This is a genomic window from Aeromonas sp. 602396 (assembly GCF_049173735.1).
GTDB classification, from domain to species: domain Bacteria; phylum Pseudomonadota; class Gammaproteobacteria; order Enterobacterales; family Aeromonadaceae; genus Aeromonas; species Aeromonas veronii_A.
In genome coordinates this window covers 209,077-225,489 of the sequence record NZ_JAAKSD010000006.1, presented here as the reverse complement: position 1 = coordinate 225,489, position 16,413 = coordinate 209,077, and the positions used below count along the sequence as shown (strand labels likewise).

General features: G+C 57.3%; 14 protein-coding genes. 7 read left to right on the top strand and 7 right to left on the bottom strand.

Translation table 11 applies throughout. The features are described 5' to 3' along the window. Nucleotides 1-240: 240 nt before the first annotated feature. The 5 genes from yfaE to ubiG form a co-directional block, all read right to left on the bottom strand. Nucleotides 241-564 carry a class I ribonucleotide reductase maintenance protein YfaE gene (yfaE, locus tag G5229_RS10290; protein WP_021230069.1) on the bottom strand — a complete coding sequence of 108 codons (324 nt, stop codon included), beginning with the start codon at nt 562-564 and terminating at the stop codon, nt 241-243. Next, nucleotides 561-1,694, bottom strand: a complete 1,134-nt coding sequence (nrdB, locus tag G5229_RS10285; RefSeq protein WP_216953550.1) for a class Ia ribonucleoside-diphosphate reductase subunit beta — start codon at nt 1,692-1,694, stop codon at nt 561-563. Before nrdB ends, yfaE begins: the two co-directional genes overlap by 4 nt. Before the next feature lie 80 nt (nt 1,695-1,774). After that, the gene (gene nrdA / locus G5229_RS10280; protein ID WP_421209062.1) at nt 1,775-4,042 is read right to left on the bottom strand and encodes a class 1a ribonucleoside-diphosphate reductase subunit alpha; all 2,268 of its coding nucleotides are present in this window, start codon (nt 4,040-4,042) and stop codon (nt 1,775-1,777) included. A gap of 623 nt (nt 4,043-4,665) precedes the next feature. Beyond that, complete coding sequence (locus G5229_RS10275; protein WP_421209061.1) at nt 4,666-5,361, bottom strand: HAD family hydrolase; 696 nt, start codon at nt 5,359-5,361, stop codon at nt 4,666-4,668. After that, a complete protein-coding gene (gene ubiG / locus G5229_RS10270) occupies nt 5,361-6,077 on the bottom strand; it encodes a bifunctional 2-polyprenyl-6-hydroxyphenol methylase/3-demethylubiquinol 3-O-methyltransferase UbiG (RefSeq protein WP_005352120.1) in 717 nt (238 codons plus the stop codon). Before ubiG ends, G5229_RS10275 begins: the two co-directional genes overlap by 1 nt. A gap of 198 nt (nt 6,078-6,275) precedes the next feature. Between ubiG and gyrA the strand changes: the two genes are divergently transcribed. Further along, on the top strand, nt 6,276-9,023 hold the full coding sequence (gyrA, locus tag G5229_RS10265) for a DNA topoisomerase (ATP-hydrolyzing) subunit A (RefSeq protein ID WP_421209060.1): 2,748 nt from the start codon (nt 6,276-6,278) through the stop codon (nt 9,021-9,023). Between the two features lie 107 nt (nt 9,024-9,130). Here gyrA and G5229_RS10260 read toward each other — a convergent pair whose 3' ends face one another. Then, nucleotides 9,131-10,528, bottom strand: coding sequence for an alpha-amylase family protein (locus tag G5229_RS10260; RefSeq protein ID WP_421209059.1), 1,398 nt, complete (start codon nt 10,526-10,528; stop codon nt 9,131-9,133). A gap of 262 nt (nt 10,529-10,790) precedes the next feature. On the opposite strand from G5229_RS10260, the gene G5229_RS10255 reads away from it, so the two are divergent. Further along, the gene (locus tag G5229_RS10255) at nt 10,791-10,946 is read left to right on the top strand and encodes a hypothetical protein (RefSeq protein ID WP_005345370.1); all 156 of its coding nucleotides are present in this window, start codon (nt 10,791-10,793) and stop codon (nt 10,944-10,946) included. Nucleotides 10,947-11,117: 171 nt separating this feature from the next. On the opposite strand, the gene G5229_RS10250 is transcribed toward G5229_RS10255, so the two are convergent. Next, entirely contained in the window at nt 11,118-12,173 is a 1,056-nt protein-coding gene (locus tag G5229_RS10250) for a PA0069 family radical SAM protein (protein ID WP_421209058.1), read from the bottom strand. 173 nt (nt 12,174-12,346) lie between these two features. On the opposite strand from G5229_RS10250, the gene G5229_RS10245 reads away from it, so the two are divergent. The 5 genes from G5229_RS10245 to rplT all read left to right on the top strand — a co-directional run bounded on the left by G5229_RS10245 (nt 12,347) and on the right by rplT (nt 16,303). Next, nucleotides 12,347-12,934, top strand: a complete 588-nt coding sequence (locus G5229_RS10245) for a tetratricopeptide repeat protein (RefSeq protein ID WP_421209057.1) — start codon at nt 12,347-12,349, stop codon at nt 12,932-12,934. A 232-nt stretch (nt 12,935-13,166) separates the two neighbouring features. Beyond that, the gene (thrS, locus tag G5229_RS10240) at nt 13,167-15,095 is read left to right on the top strand and encodes a threonine--tRNA ligase (protein WP_005336690.1); all 1,929 of its coding nucleotides are present in this window, start codon (nt 13,167-13,169) and stop codon (nt 15,093-15,095) included. Between the two features lie 21 nt (nt 15,096-15,116). Next, entirely contained in the window at nt 15,117-15,647 is a 531-nt protein-coding gene (gene infC, locus G5229_RS10235; protein WP_234923365.1) for a translation initiation factor IF-3, read from the top strand. Nucleotides 15,648-15,733: 86 nt separating this feature from the next. Further along, complete coding sequence (gene rpmI, locus G5229_RS10230) at nt 15,734-15,931, top strand: 50S ribosomal protein L35 (RefSeq protein ID WP_005300673.1); 198 nt, start codon at nt 15,734-15,736, stop codon at nt 15,929-15,931. A 15-nt stretch (nt 15,932-15,946) separates the two neighbouring features. Further along, nucleotides 15,947-16,303, top strand: a complete 357-nt coding sequence (gene rplT, locus G5229_RS10225; RefSeq protein WP_005300683.1) for a 50S ribosomal protein L20 — start codon at nt 15,947-15,949, stop codon at nt 16,301-16,303. The last annotated feature ends 110 nt before the right edge of the window (nt 16,304-16,413 follow it).

Genomic DNA, 16,413 nt, shown 5'->3' with positions numbered 1-16,413 from the left:
CCATATCGGGCTTGTGCTTGCTGGCAACTGAGCTCGCCTTTTTCAATCTGCTCGACCAGTGCCAGTTTAAAAGTCAGTGAGTAATCGCGCTGTGTTCGTTTCACACCTTGTCCCATCGGGTTCTCCATGTATTGGGGGGAAAGGTGTAAACCATATTCAGGACGGGACAGAAGAGACAAAAAAGCCGCCGGATTGCTCCGGCGGCTTTCTATTTTGTGAGAGTGGCAGCTGGTGGCGGTGTCAGCTCTTCTGGATATCCAGCCGGATGGCGCCGACCGGTTTGCAGCAGCAGGGGAGACACTCCCCTTGGGCGACAAATGCCAGCGGCACATTGGGGTAGTGCACCTTGCCAGCCATCAGCGGAGTGCGGCAAGCGCCGCAATAGCCGCTGCGACACTGGAACTCCACATGATGACCATGGCGCTCCAGGGTCTCCAACACGCTTTCGCCGGGATGGGCGTGCAGCACGGCACCATCCCGGGTATGTACCCGTGGTGCCACGACCGCATGCTGTTCGGCAGGTGCGTGCGGGGCAGGGGTCAGCGTGTTGGTGGCGTCACTCACAGCTCGAAATCACCCAGGTCGTCGGCATTTACTTCGCTGTCGATCTGACCCACCAGATAGGAGCTGACCTCCACCTCTTGCGGGGCGACCTGCACGTTATCGGACGACAGCCAGGTGTTGATCCAGGGGATCGGGTTTTGCTTGGTGCCGGCAAAGGCTGGCTGCAGGCCGACCGCGGCCATCCGCAGGTTTGTGATGTACTCGACATACTGGCAGAGGATGTCTTTGTTCAGGCCGATCATGGAGCCGCCCTGGAACAGGTACTCGGCCCACTCTTTCTCTTGAATGGCGGCCTCTTTGAACAGGTCGAAACAGGCTTGCTCGCACTCCAGCGCGATCTCGGCCATCTCCGGGTCGTCCTGACCGCTGCGCATCAGATTCAGCATGTGCTGGGTGCCGGTCAGGTGCAGCGCTTCATCGCGGGCGATCATCTTGATGATCTTGGCGTTGCCTTCCATCAGTTCGCGCTCGGCGAAGGCAAAGGAGCAGGCGAAGCTGACGTAGAAGCGGATCGCTTCCAGCGCGTTGACGCTCATTAGGCAGAGATAGAGCTTCTTCTTGAGCTCGCGCAATGTGATGGTCACTTCGCGGCCCGCGACGGTGTGGGTACCTTCACCGTGCAGGTTGTAGAGGGCGGTCGCTTCGATCAGGTCGTCGTAGAAGTGGCTGATGGAGCCGGCGCGCTTCAGGATCTGCTCGTTGGTCACGATGTCGTCGAACACCTGGGCGGGGGTGTTGACGATATTGCGGATGATATGGGTGTAGGAGCGAGAGTGGATGGTCTCCGAGAACGCCCAGGTCTCAATCCAGGTTTCCAGCTCCGGAATGGAGACTAGCGGCAGCAGGGCCACGTTGGGGCTGCGCCCCTGAATGGAGTCCAGCAGGGTCTGGTACTTCAGGTTGGAGATGAAGATGTGCTGCTCGTGGGGGGGCAGGGCCTGATAGTCGATGCGATCACGGGAGACATCCACCTCTTCCGGGCGCCAGAAGAAGGAGAGTTGCTTTTCGATCAGCCGCTCGAACACTTCGTGCTTTTGCTGGTCATAACGGGCTACGTTGACCGATTGGCCAAAAAACATCGGCTCTTTGAGCTGGTCGTTTTGGGTTTGGCAGAAAGTTGAATAGGCCATGGTTACCAGAATGTCTGTATGGAGAAAACAGGAGAGCGGGAGCTTGTCGCTCCCGCCCGGTTATCAGATCTTGCCGTGACTTAGATTTTGCAAGCCCCGCCAGCACAACCGTCATCTTGCAGGTCGGTCTGGGCATCGTCTGCACCATCACGGGTGTTGTGATAGTAGAGGGTCTTGAGGCCGTATTTGTAGGCGGTCAGCAAGTCCTTCAGCAGCTGCTTCATCGGCACCTTGTTGCCTTCGAAACGGGCCGGATCGTAGTTGGTGTTGGCGGAGATCGCCTGATCCACAAACTTCTGCATGATACCGACCAGCTGCAGGTAGCCGTCAACGCTCGGTTGCTTCCAGAGCAGTTCGTATTGATCTTTCAGGCGATCATACTCGGGCACTACCTGTTTGAGAATGCCGTCTTTGGACGCCTTGACCGAGACCAAACCGCGCGGCGGCTCGATACCGTTGGTGGCGTTGGAAATCTGGCTGGAGGTCTCGCTCGGCATCAGGGCGGTCAGGGTGGAGTTGCGCAGACCCACGGATTTGATCTCTTCGCGCAGGCTTTCCCAATCCAGATGCAGCGGCTCGCTGCACAGCGCATCCAGATCCTTCTTGTAGGTGTCGATCGGCAGAATGCCCTGGGCATAGGTGGTCTCGCCAAACAGCGGGCAGGGGCCGAATTCGCGGGCCAGCTGCACGGAGGCTTTCAGCAGGTAGTACTGGATCGCCTCGAAGGTGCGGTGAGTCAGCGCCAGACCGGAGCCATCAGAGTAGCGGGCACCGTTCTTGGCCAGGTAGTAGGCGTAGTTGATGACGCCGATACCCAGAGTACGGCGACCCATGCTGCCACGCTTGGCGGCGGCAATCGGGTAGTCCTGATAGTCGAGCAGGGCATCGAGGGCGCGCACGGCCAGATCCGCCATCTCTTCCAGATCTTCCAGTTTGTCGATGGCACCCAGGTTGAAGGCAGAGAGGGTGCACAGAGCGATCTCGCCGTTCTCGTCGTCGATGTTGTTGAGCGGCTTGGTCGGCAGCGCAATCTCGAGGCAGAGGTTGGACTGGCGTACCGGCGCCACGCTCGGGTCGAACGGGCTGTGGGTGTTGCAGTGATCCACGTTCTGGATGTAGATGCGACCGGTACCGGCACGCTCCTGCATCATCAAGGAGAAGAGGTCTACCGCTTTCAGAGACTTCTTGCGAATGGCCGGATCCTGCTCGTACTTGACGTAGAGCTCTTCGAACTTGTCCTGATCGGCGAAGAAGGCGTCGTACAGACCCGGCGCATCGGACGGGGAGAACAGGGTGATGTCACCGCCCTTGATGAGGCGCTGGTACATCAGCTTGTTGATCTGCACGCCGTAGTCCATGTGACGAACACGGTTCTCTTCCACGCCGCGGTTGTTCTTCAGCACCAGCAGGCTTTCCACTTCAGTGTGCCACAGCGGGTAGAACAGAGTGGCCGCACCGCCGCGCACGCCGCCCTGGGAGCAGCACTTCACGGCAGTCTGGAAGTATTTGTAGAAGGGGATGCAACCGGTGTGGAACGCTTCGCCACCACGGATGGGGCTGCCCAGACCGCGGATGCGACCGGCGTTGATGCCGATACCGGCGCGCTGGGAAACGTAACGCACGATGGAGCTGGCGGTGGCGTTGATGGAGTCCAGGCTGTCGTCGCACTCGATCAGTACGCAGGAGCTGAACTGACGGGTCGGGGTGCGCACGCCGCTCATGATCGGGGTCGGCAGCGAGATCTTGAAGGTCGAGACCGCATCATAGAAGCGCTTGATGTAGTCCAGACGGGTATCCTTCGGATACTTGGAGAAGAGGCAGGCCGCTACCAGAATGTAGAGGAACTGCGGGCTCTCGTAGATCTCGCCGGTGACGCGGTTTTGTACCAGATACTTGCCTTCCAGCTGCTTGACCGCCGCGTAGGAGAAGTTCATGTCGCGCCAGTGATCCATGTGCGCGTTCAGCTCTTCGAATTCAGCCTGGGTGTAGTCTTCCAGCAGGTGTTTGTCGTACTTGCCCATGTCCACCAGACGAGCCACGTGCTGGTAGAGGTGGGGCGGTTCGAACTGGCCGTAGGCCTTCTTGCGCAGGTGGAAGATGGCCAGACGGGCGGCCATGTACTGGTAGTCAGGGGTCTGCTCGGAGATGAGGTCAGCCGTCGCCTTGATGATGGTTTCGTGAATGTCGGCGGTACGGATACCGTCATAGAACTGGATGTGGGACTTGAGCTCTACCTGGGAGACCGACACGTTGTCGAGACCCTCGGCGGCCCAGTCCAGCACGCGGTGAATTTTATCCAGATCGATGGGTTCTTTGTGTCCGTTACGCTTCGTCACAAACAAGTTCATTGGCTGATGACCTTTAGTTGATTCCCGAAAAACCATCGCACAATGACACCACCCTGGCCCCGGCGATGTGCAGGTATTGGGTAGAGATTGTGCGATGAATCACAAGATGTAGTGTTATTTTAAGTTCGAGCTACAAGATAGTGAGGTCGGCTACGCATTGCAATGTGTGGATAACTGGCTTGCTGTGGATAAATTGTGGGTGTTGTTGTCTCTGTTAGTGGTTGCTCACAGTGAGCGGGTTTTCATTCGTCCGCTTCGTCAAATGCAAGCCTCCCGATCGAAGATGGAAAATTTAAATAACTTTTTTTGCTTGCGAAACGGGGGGCTTTTTACTAGCAAACGGCGGCTGATTATCCCTTATGCAACAAGGGTCAAAAGCTGTCCAGTTGTCGCAGCCGCGGGCTCAGCGTGGCAAGGGCTTTGCATCAGATGAGGGTGGTTTGTGGCCGCTTTGTGACGGCTGCGAGCTTGTCAAATGGGTATCTAACAGGCAGAAAGCTGCCTTTATTATCCATGAATAGACGAGTGATGGTGGCGCAGGTCGCGGAAGCGTAAAGGAAGAGATGCAAGGGGCGGAGAGTCTCTTCGCCCCGTTATCGCATATCAGCCGGTAAGGCTGCGCGTTACGCATTGGCCGTCAACTCATAGCGCAGCCAGTGGTGCAGGGCCTGCACGGTATCAAAGTGCAGATCGGCGCCCCACTGGGCGGGATCTTCCTCATCATTGAGATACCCCCAACCAGCGACCGCGGTGCGCATGCCAGCATTGCGGCCTGCTTCGATATCCCGCACATGATCCCCCACATAGAGGCAGTGAGCCGCCTCGACCCCCAGCTTCTCGCAGGCAAAGAACATGGGGGCGGGGTCGGGCTTGCGTACCGGCAGGGTATCGGCGCTGACAGTGACGCCGCAGCTGGCAAGCTCTGGCAGGGCTGCCAGCAGTGGCTCGGTGAGAAAGCCCGGCTTGTTGGTGACGATACCCCAAGGTAGCTGTTTCTCGTCGAGCCACTCGATAAGATCCACCATTCCCTCATAGGGACGGGTACCGACGCAGAGATTGGCCGCGTAGTAGTCGAGCAGGGCATTGCGCAGGCGCGTGGTCCCCAGCTCTTCAAGCAGTTCGTCGCCGAGGCCTGCTTTCAGCAGCCCGAGCGCTCCGTGGGAGGTGGTCTGACGAATAATATCGTCAGAGAGCGGCGCAAAGCCTTCGTTTATCAGCACGTGGTTGACGGCGGCCCCCAGATCCGGGGCTGTGTCGAGCAGGGTGCCATCCAGATCGAACAGTACACCGCGCAGGGGAAGAGGGCGAGAGGCGCTCATCAACCGTGCTCCGGGCGGACAAACTCCACCATATAGTTGACGTCGACATTTTTGCCGAGCTTGAACTGGTTGGTGAGGGGGGCGTAGTGGACGCCGCTCATGTCCCGCACCAGCAGGCCAGCCGCTTCCCCCATGCGACACAGTTCGGCCGGGGTGATGAATTTTTTGTGATCGTGGGTACCCTTGGGCACCATCTTCATCAGGTATTCGGCCCCGATGATCATCATCAGATAGGATTTGGGGTTGCGGTTGATGGTGGAGACAAACACCCGGCCGCCCGGGCGCACCAGGGTAGCGATGGCGCGCAGCACGGAGGCGGGGTCCGGCACATGCTCCAGCATCTCCATGCAGGTGACCACGTCATACTGGCCCGGCACTTCGGCGGCATGGGCTTCGGCAGTGATCTGGCGGTACTCGAGCTCGACACCCTGCTCCAGGGCGTGCAAGCGGGCGACGCCGAGGGGCTCCTTGCCCATGTCGATGCCGGTGACCTTGGCACCACGGCGGGCCATGCTCTCGGAGAGAATGCCACCGCCACATCCGATATCGAGAATGCGCTTGCCAAACAGACCGCCACTTTTGTCGGTGATCCAGTCAAGGCGTACCGGATTGATTTGATGCAGGGGTTTGAATTCACCTTCCATGTCCCACCAGCGGGAGGCGATGGCTTCAAACTTGGCGATTTCTGTCAGATCGACATTGGCATCACTGTTCATTTTTCGAAGATCCTGTGGCAGGGCGCCCGCTTCTGAGTCATGGGCGCAATCTATTGTCCTGGCGGGCATTATAACGGACGGACTTTGTCACACCAGCCCGATCTGATACCCGATTTGTGGCTTAAGGTATTTGGCTCAGTGTGTTACCATGTCGCGCTGTTTAAGCCAAAGAACAACTAATTAGGGATAAGGCTTTCTATGAGCGATCTGGCCAGAGAGATCACGCCGGTCAACATCGAAGAAGAGCTCAAGAGTTCCTATCTTGATTACGCCATGAGCGTGATCGTAGGACGAGCTCTGCCGGATGTGCGTGATGGCTTGAAACCGGTTCACCGCCGCGTTCTGTTTGCTATGAACGAGTTGGGGAACGACTGGAACAAGCCCTATAAAAAATCGGCCCGTGTGGTCGGTGACGTAATCGGTAAATATCACCCGCACGGCGATAGCGCTGTGTATGACACCATTGTCCGGATGGCGCAGGATTTCTCCATGCGTTACATGCTGGTCGATGGTCAGGGCAACTTTGGTTCGGTCGACGGCGACAGCGCCGCGGCGATGCGTTATACCGAAGTGCGGATGGCCCGCATCTCCCACGAGCTGCTGGCTGATCTGGACAAAGAGACCGTGGACTGGGTGCCGAACTATGACGGCACCGAGATGATCCCGGCGGTCATGCCTACCAAGGTTCCCAACCTGCTGGTCAACGGCTCCTCCGGTATCGCGGTGGGCATGGCGACCAACATTCCGCCTCACAATCTCACCGAGATTGTCAATGGCTGCCTGGCGCTGATCGAAAACGGCGACCTCACCATTGACGAGCTGATGACCTACATCACCGGCCCGGATTTCCCCACCGGCGGCATTATCAACGGTCGTTCCGGCATCGTGCAGGCGTACCGTACCGGTCGTGGCTCCATCTATGTGCGGGCCAAAGCTGAAGTGGAAGTGGACGAGAAGACCAGTCGCGAGACCATCATCGTTCACGAGATCCCCTATCAGGTGAACAAGGCTCGACTGATCGAGAAGATCGCCGAGCTGGTCAAAGAGAAGAAGATCGAGGGCATCAGTGCCCTGCGCGATGAGTCTGACAAAGACGGCATGCGCATCGTTATCGAGATCAAGCGCGGCGAGTCCGGCGAGATTGTGCTGAACAATCTCTACAAGCACACCCAGATGCAGACCACGTTCGGCATCAACATGGTGGCGCTCGATAACAACCAGCCCAAGGTGATGAACCTTAAAGAGATCCTGGATGCGTTCCTGCTGCACCGCCGTGAAGTGGTGACTCGCCGGACCGTGTTCGAACTGCGCAAGGCGCGGGATCGGGCACACATTTTGGAAGGTCTGGCGGTTGCGCTGGCCAACATTGATCCCATCATCGAGCTGATCCGCCACAGCGCGACCCCGGCCGACGCGAAAGCGGGCCTGGTTGCCAAGGGCTGGGAACTCGGCAACGTGGCCGCCATGCTGGAAAAAGCGGGCGACGACGCGGCACGGCCAGAGTGGCTGGAGCCGGAGTTTGGTATCCGTGAAGGCCAATACTTCCTGACCGAACAGCAAGCCCAGGCCATCCTTGACCTGCGTCTGCACAAGCTGACCGGCCTCGAGCACGAGAAGATCCTGGAAGAGTACCAATCTTTGCTGGATCTGATCGCCGAGCTGCTGCACATCCTGGCGAGCCCGGCTCGTCTGATGGAAGTGATCCGCGATGAACTACTGGCCGTGCGTGAGCAGTATGGCGACGAGCGTCGCACCGAGATCAGCATGTCCAGTGCCGAGATCAACATCGAAGATCTGATCACCCCGGAAGATGTGGTGGTTACCCTGTCTCACCAGGGCTATGTGAAGTATCAGCCGCTCTCCGACTACGAGGCCCAGCGCCGTGGTGGTCGTGGCAAGTCGGCCACCCGGATCAAGGAAGAGGACTTTGTGGAGCGTCTGCTGGTGGCCAACACCCACGACACCATTCTGTGCTTCTCCACCCGTGGCAAGGTCTACTGGCTCAAGGTTTACCAGCTGCCGGAAGCGTCCCGTGGCGCCCGTGGTCGTCCGATCATCAACCTGCTGCCGCTGGAAGAGGGTGAGCGTATCACCGCTATCCTGCCGGTGAAGGAGTATGATGCCGAGAAGTATGTGTTCTTCGCCACCGCCAATGGTACCGTGAAGAAAACCAGCCTCTCCGACTTCAGCCGTCCGCTCTCCTCCGGTATTCGTGCCATCAACCTCAAAGAGGGTGATGAGCTGATCGGGGTGGATATCACCGACGGCAGCAACGAGATCATGCTCTTCTCCGACGCGGGCAAAGTTGTTCGCTTCGCGGAAGGCAGCGGTCGCGCCGATGCCGATGTCAGCGATGACGTTGAAACCGACGACGATGCCGGCAATGACGATGATGGCAGCGACAACGGCGAAGGCACCGAAAGCAAGGGCACCTTCAAGGGTGTGCGTCCCATGGGTCGTACCGCCGCCGGTGTACGCGGCATCAAGCTGGGCGCCGGTGACAAGGTGGTTTCCCTCATCGTTCCGCGCGGCGAAGGTGCCATCCTCACCGCCACCGAGAACGGTTACGGCAAGCGGACTGCGTTGGCCGAATACCCGACCAAGAGCCGTGGTACCCAAGGCGTTATCTCCATCAAGGTGGATGAGCGCAATGGCAAGGTGATCGATGCGATCCAGGTCGAAGATACCGACCAGATCATGCTGATCACCAACGGCGGTACCCTGGTGCGTACCCGTGTTGCCGAGGTGAGCGTCATTGGCCGTAACACCGGCGGTGTCCGTCTGATCCGTACCGGTGAAGACGAGACCGTGGTTGGCCTGCAGCGTATCGCCGAGAGCGACGAAGACGAGAACGACGCTTTGGCCGTTGACGGTGATGTATCTGAAGGTACCGATACCGTGACCGGCACTGATGCGGTCGATGCTGGGGAAGCGGGCGACGAGTAATCGTCACCAGTTACCCGAGCAACGTCTCTGATCAAAAAGAGCGACCCAGGTGGTCGCTCTTTTTATTTATTTGCATTTTATGACTCTACGCTGCTCTTACGGCTGGCTCACTCCTGCAGCCACATTCTGGCGCTGCGGGCGGGAATGGCGACCCGTAACCACTGGCTCTGCACATTGACCACGGCACCTTGGTCGAGCACGTCACGATAGTTGCGATACCAGTTCATCTCGAACTTGGCGGTATCGAGCCAATACTCCTGCTCATAGTCGCACTTGTTTATGCCGACCAGCCCCTGTTTGCCCCGTTTGAACAGCACGAAGCAGTCACCGCTGCCGATCAGCTGCATGGGTTGACCCTGCACCGTATTGTGGAAGCGGATCATCTCCTTGAGATCGGCGCGCTGGTAGTAATCCTGCCAGCGCAGTCCATCCTTGGCCTGGGTTTCGCCGTGATCCGAATAGACCAGTGGCGAGCCACCATCGCGGCCGAGCAGGTAGGCATAGGCCAGCTTCTCGTCAGTCTGGCTCAGGATCTGATAGCGGAAGCCGTCGTTGGTGGGGATGTCGTGGGTCACGGCAAAGGTGACGGCACGACTGCCCGGTAGCGCCTGACCATAGGCGCCCGGATCCGCCAGCAGGTTCATGCTGCCACCGTAACTGAAGGCACCGCGCAGGGAGGCAAACAGCGGAAAGTCATAGGCTCCCTGGCCGCTGCTGTCGAGGTAGGGTTTGAGGAAGCGCTCGTAATCGGTGCTGCCTGCGCCCCCTGTGGTGATCACCTCGCCAAAGACATGCATCCCCTGTTTGATCTCGGGGGTGAACACGGCATTGATCTGGTAATCGCTCATGTGTTTGACCGCATCGACCCGAAAACCCTTGATCCCCATCCCCTTAAGCGCCTTGAGATAGGCCTGTTGCTGGCTCACTACCCAGTTGTTGGGATCCAGATCCGGCAGCCCCTTGTCACCGGCACCACCACAGAGTCGCCAATACTGGACATGACCCGGATCGCTCCAGTCGCTAATGCACCCTTCGGGATGAAAATCCTGACCGGAGAGGAAGTTTTGCCCGAGATCGCCAAACAGTTTCTGGCGCTCGAAATAGGCCGGGTTGCTGGCGTAGCTTTGCAGCAGCTCGTTGCCGGGATAGTTGAGATCGCTGCGTTTCCAGCTTTCGTTGGCCATGTGGTTGAGCACCACATCGGCATAGACGGCGATACCTCGCGCCTTCATGGCGGCGATCAGCTGCTCGAGATCCTGCTTGTTGCCAAGAGGGGAGTCGACAAGACGCAGATCCTGCGGCTGGTAACGAGCCCACCACTCGTTGCCTGATGACTTGAGAGGTGGTGAGATGAGTACCTGTTTGTAACCGGCTGACTTGATAAGATCGGCTTTGGCGGTCACTTCACTGTACTTCCAGTTGAAGGCGTGCAGTATGACGTCGGCGTGCGCCAAGGGGGCGATCAGCATGCCTGCGATCGCCCATATTCCCGCTGTGTGTTTCATTATTGTGTCCCTGTTTTTATAGATGCCTGAATGGGCAACTCAGCTTTGGCGGGAACAGAGTGAGCTGCAATCAACAACCTGCAGATTTGTGACCGCTTTCAGTATGATTTCGCCGAATATGTGAACTGTTTCGGCTTTTCCTCGCCACCGCCAGTTGCCTTTTTACAAGTGATTTTTTTGTCATTTCCCTGTCATTCCCAGCCGCTATCCTGCCAGGCGAGTGGTGCGTTGTTGCCATCACCTTCACCGTCAGGAGCTGCATATGACCAGTTGGATCACGTGGGAAATTTGGTGGAGCCGGGTATGGGGCGAATCAGAGGTGCCGCTGTATGAAGAGGATGAGCACGAAGTGGCCCATGAACCCTCGCGACTGCCGGTTGAAATGGTGCAGCAGGGGCGGGATCAGCGCGCAGGCTAAGGCGTTAGCCCTCTCTTTACCGAATAGCGCTTTCTTGTCGCGACATGGCTACTTCGTTGGAAAATTCTGAAACGCGGGGTTTCCACAGGATGTGTCGCGGCAGGTCTTCCTCTCAACCTCTTAGCAGGCAAGGGCTGTGCACGTGATGTGTGAAGGGAGTAAAAGGGAGGATTAGAAGAGCGACAGCTGCTCCCCGGGGCGGATAAACCCATCCAGCCTGAGCTGAATATGGCGTTTGCCCAGATCGAGGCGCTTGCTGATGAGGCGAAAGCGCTGGGCCAGCAGATCGGCAAAGTGCCCCTCACCACGCATGCGGGTGCCGAAGGCGGTACTGCTGAGCCCGCCACCGCGGCTGGCTCGCAACTGATTCAAAATAGCCTCCTTCTGGCCCGGATAGTGGGTATCGAGCCAGTCACCAAATAGCGGCGCCAGCTCGTGGGGTAGCCGTAGCAGGATGTAATCGGCGCAGCTGGCGCCAGCCTCGGCGGCCGATTTGATGATCTGCTCCAGCTCAGGTTCATTGAGCCGCGGGATCATGGGGGCGGCCAGAACCCCCACCTGCACGCCAGCGTTGGCCAGCTTCTCGATCACTTTCAAGCGGCCGGTGCCCGTGCTGGCGCGGGGCTCCAGCTGTCGTCGCAGGGTTTCGTTCAAGGTCGTCACCGATACCATCACCTGACACAGTCCCTCTCTGGCCAGCTCGGTCAACAGATCGAGGTCGCGCAAGATCATGGCGCTCTTGGTAATGAGCCCGACCGGGTGGCGGTGGGCCAGCATCACTTCCAGCAACTGCCGGGTGAGGCGATAGCGCTGCTCGATGGGTTGATAGGGGTCGGTATTGGCGCCAATGAAGATGGTCTGTGGCAGATAGACAGGTTTGGCAAACTCCCGGCGCAGCAGGTCGGCTGCATTGCGTTTGGCAAACAGCTTGCTCTCGAAATCAAGGCCAGGGGAGAGCTCCAGATAGGCGTGGCTGGGTCTGGCATAGCAGTAGATGCAGCCGTGTTCGCACCCCTGATAGGGGTTGATGGAGCGACCAAAAGGCACATCCGGCGAGTTGTTGTAGCTGATAATGCTGCGTGCATCGATCTCCCGCACCTCGGTGCCAGGCACAGAGGGGGTGAAGGCGGCATCCCAATCGGACGATTGCCAGCCGTCATCGACCGCTTCGACAAGGGGACCGCTAAAACGGTGATCGATATTGTTGGGGCTGCCTCGTCCTGCCATGGTGTTCACCGATACTGTTTATACATACAGTTATTTTGCAGGTGCCCCGGATAAATGACAACAACTGCTGATCGAGCGGGTGCAAAAAGGGTTGTCGTAGGGATCTCTTGCTTGATCGCAACGCTACATTTCGTTTACATAGACGAAATGAGAACTGGATCACGGAAATCATCATGAGACCCACCCCTTCCCACTGGCTGTTTATCGGTCTGCTTGCCCTTGTTATCTGGCGTCTGCTTCCACTCTCTACCGAGCAGGAGATGGCTGCTGCCAACCGTGCCTGGCGTACCGGTCACTTCGATGAGGCGACCCGGATCTGGTCGCCACTGGCGGCGCAAGGGCAACCTAGGGCGCAAGCCTTGATGGGCTGGAGCCATGAGGTGGGGCAGGGGAGCGAGCAGGATATCCATCAGGCCATCAGCTTCTATCTCCAGTCGGCGCAGGCAGGGGATGCCTTCGGCCAATATCGGCTGGCAGAACTCTATCTGCGCGGTGTTGGGGTCAAGCGAGATCTGCGCCAAGCCTTTCACTGGATGGATCAGGCTGCCCGTAATGGTGACGTCCCGGCCATGCTGAAAGTCGGCGTCCTTCATCTGATGGGGGTCAGCGGCAGGGTCGATTTGCCACAGGCGAAACAGTGGCTCTATCAGGCGGCACAAAAGGGCAACAAGCTGGCGCTTCAGGTGCTGCAAGAGCTGGCGCTGGCAGAGGAGGGGAGCAGTGACTTTGACTTCAACTGGCAATCCCTGCTTGGCGAATAGTCGGTAGGCGACTCATTTGACTGTAGAAAATATCTGCAAATCCGATACAGCACGCCCGACTTCTGGTAGCATGGGGCCGTTTTGGCTTGGTTTGTCACGTTAGACATGTGGTTGACGTGTCAGGCCGTCTTCGCAAAGTGCTGTGGAGAACCAGAACATCACCTTTTTGAATCTCTTTTCCATCCCGCATGTGACCTTTGGTAGGGGTCACCACTGTATAAGGAAACACATAATGCCAATCATTACTCTGCCTGACGGCAGCCAACGTCAATTTGCCCACTCTGTTTCCGTCATGGATGTGGCTGCGGACATCGGTCCCGGTCTCGCCAAGGCGTGCATTGCCGGTCGGGTAAACGGTGAACTAGTGGATGCTTGCGAGCTGATCGAAGCCGATGCTGCGCTGGCCATCATCACCGCCAAAGACGAAGAAGGTCTGGACATCCTGCGCCACTCCTGCGCCCACTTGCTGGGTCATGCTATCAAGCAACTCTGGCCCCAGACCAAGATGGCCATCGGTCCTGTCATCGACAACGGCTTCTACTATGACGTTGATCTTGACCGTACCCTGACCGATGAAGATCTGGCTGCCCTGGAAGAGCGCATGCTGGCGCTGGTAGCCAAGGATTACGACGTCATCAAGAAGAAAGTCTCCTGGCAAGAAGCGCGCGATGTATTCGAGGCGCGCGGCGAGTCTTACAAAGTCGAAATCCTGGATCAGAACATTGCCCGTGATGACCAGCCAGGTCTCTATCATCACGAAGAGTACATCGACATGTGTCGCGGCCCGCACGTGCCCAACATGCGTCACTGCCACCACTTCAAGTTGCTGAAGATGTCCGGCGCCTACTGGCGTGGCGACTCCAACAACAAGATGCTGCAGCGTATCTACGGTACCGCCTGGGCTGACAAGAAGCAACTCAAGGCCTATCTGCAGCGTCTGGAAGAGGCCGCCAAGCGCGACCACCGCAAGATCGGCAAGCAGCTCGACCTGTATCACATGCAGGAAGAAGCACCCGGTATGGTGTTCTGGCACAACGATGGCTGGACCATCTTCCGTGAGCTGGAAACCTTTATCCGCGGCAAGCTCAAAGAGTACGACTATCAGGAAGTGAAAGGTCCGTTCATGATGGACCGCGTCCTGTGGGAGCGTTCAGGTCACTGGGAGAAGTATGCCCAGGCCATGTTCACCACCCAGTCCGAAAACCGCGAGTACGCCATCAAGCCGATGAACTGCCCGGGTCACGTCCAGATCTTCAACCAGGGTCTGAAGTCCTACCGTGATTTGCCGCTGCGTATGGCCGAGTTTGGTTCCTGCCACCGCAACGAGCCGTCCGGTTCCCTGCACGGTCTGATGCGGGTGCGCGGTTTCACTCAGGATGACGCTCACATCTTCTGTACCGAAGAGCAGATCATGGAAGAGGTCTCCGGCTGTATTCGTATGGTCTATGACGTCTACGGTACCTTTGGCTTCGAGAACATCGTGGTCAAGCTCTCCACTCGTCCCGAGCAGCGTATCGGCTCTGACGAGATGTGGGATCGTGCCGAGAAAGCGCTGGCCGAAGCGCTGGAGCTCAACGGTCTGAAGTACGATTTGCAGCCGGGTGAAGGGGCGTTCTACGGTCCAAAAATTGAATTTACCCTGCACGATTGCCTTGATCGTGCGTGGCAATGTGGTACCGTGCAGCTCGACTTTGCCCTGCCTGGTCGTCTGGGTGCCACTTATGTGGGCGAAAACAACGATCGTCATGTTCCTGTGATGATCCACCGGGCCATCTTGGGTTCTATCGAGCGCTTCATCGGTATTCTGACTGAAGAGTACGCCGGTCTGTTCCCGACCTGGTTGGCTCCGACTCAGGCTGTGGTCATGAATATCACGGACAATCAGGCCGATTATGCGGTGAAAGTAGCCAAAGCATTGAATGATGCGGGCCTTCGCGCAAAAGCGGACTTGAGAAATGAGAAGATTGGCTTTAAAATCCGCGAGCATACTTTGAAGCGAGTACCTTTCATGCTGGTCTGCGGCGATAAAGAAGTTGAAGCCGGTAAGATTGCAGTACGGACTCGTAAAGGGGCTGACCTGGGCACTTATCCTGTTGAAGAGTTCATCGCTCTGCTGACCCAGGAAGTTCAGACCCGCGGACAAAAGAAAGTGGAGGAATAAGCTATAAAAGGCGGAAAAAAACTGGGCAAGCAACCGCAAGCCCGCGCTCACCGGATCAATGAAGAGATCCGTCTGAAAGAAGTTCGTTTGGCTGGTCTGGATGGCGAAGCTCTTGGCATCGTATCTATCCAGGAAGCACTGAACTTGGCCGCAGAGGCCGAAGTGGATCTGGTCGAGATCAGTCCGAACGCCGAGCCGCCCGTTTGCCGGATCATGGATTACGGCAAATTCCTCTACGAAAAGAGCAAAACCACCAAAGAACAGAAGAAAAAGCAGAAAGTCGTCCAGGTCAAGGAGATCAAATTCCGTCCTGGCACTGACGAAGGCGACTATCAGGTAAAACTACGCAACCTGGTTCGCTTTCTGGAAGACGGGGACAAGGCTAAGGTCACCCTGCGCTTCCGTGGTCGTGAAATGGCACACCAGGATCTTGGTATCAAGGTTCTTGAGCGCGTCAAGAACGATCTGGAAGAGTTAGCCGTAGTCGAATCGTTCCCGAAAGTCGAAGGCCGTCAAGCTGTGATGGTCCTCGCACCTAAGAAGAAATCTTAAGGCCCACAAGAAATTGACTCATGGGGCTCGCTCCATGAGTCGGTTCGCCTTGCGATTTTGTTGTCACTCACAATGCGGAGTATGAAATGCCGAAGATGAAAACCAACCGGGGCGCCGCAAAGCGCTTCAAGAAGACTGGCTCAGGTCGCTTCAAGTGCAAGCACAACCACCTGCGTCACATCCTGACCAAGAAGAGCAGTAAGCGTAAGCGTCAGCTGGGACCGAAGTTCTTTGTTTCCGCTGCCGACCACAAACGTGTTGTCGCTTGTCTGCCGTACGCATAAGGGGGGATGTGAAAAATGCCAAGAGTTAAACGTGGTGTGACTGCTCGTGCTCGTCACAAGAAAGTAATGAAAGCCGCCAAGGGTTACTACGGCGCCCGTTCCCGTGTTTACCGCGTAGCGGTACAAGCGGTAACCAAAGCTGGTCAGTATGCCTACCGTGACCGTCGCCAGAAAAAGCGTCAATTCCGTCAGCTGTGGATTGCGCGTATCAACGCTGCTGCCCGTCAGAACGGTCTGTCCTACAGCCGTCTGATCAACGGTCTGAAGAAGGCTTCTATCGAGATCGATCGCAAGATCCTGTCCGATATCGCCGTTCACGACAAGCTGGCTTTCACCGCCCTGGTTGAAAAAGCTAAAGCAGCTCTGGTCTAATTCCAGCACTGTTATAAAAAATAAAGGAGGCTTAGGCCTCCTTTTTTGTATCTGTCATTCACGGTTTTACATCACGTTTTTCTTTCTCCCGTCCACGTTTTGTCCACTGT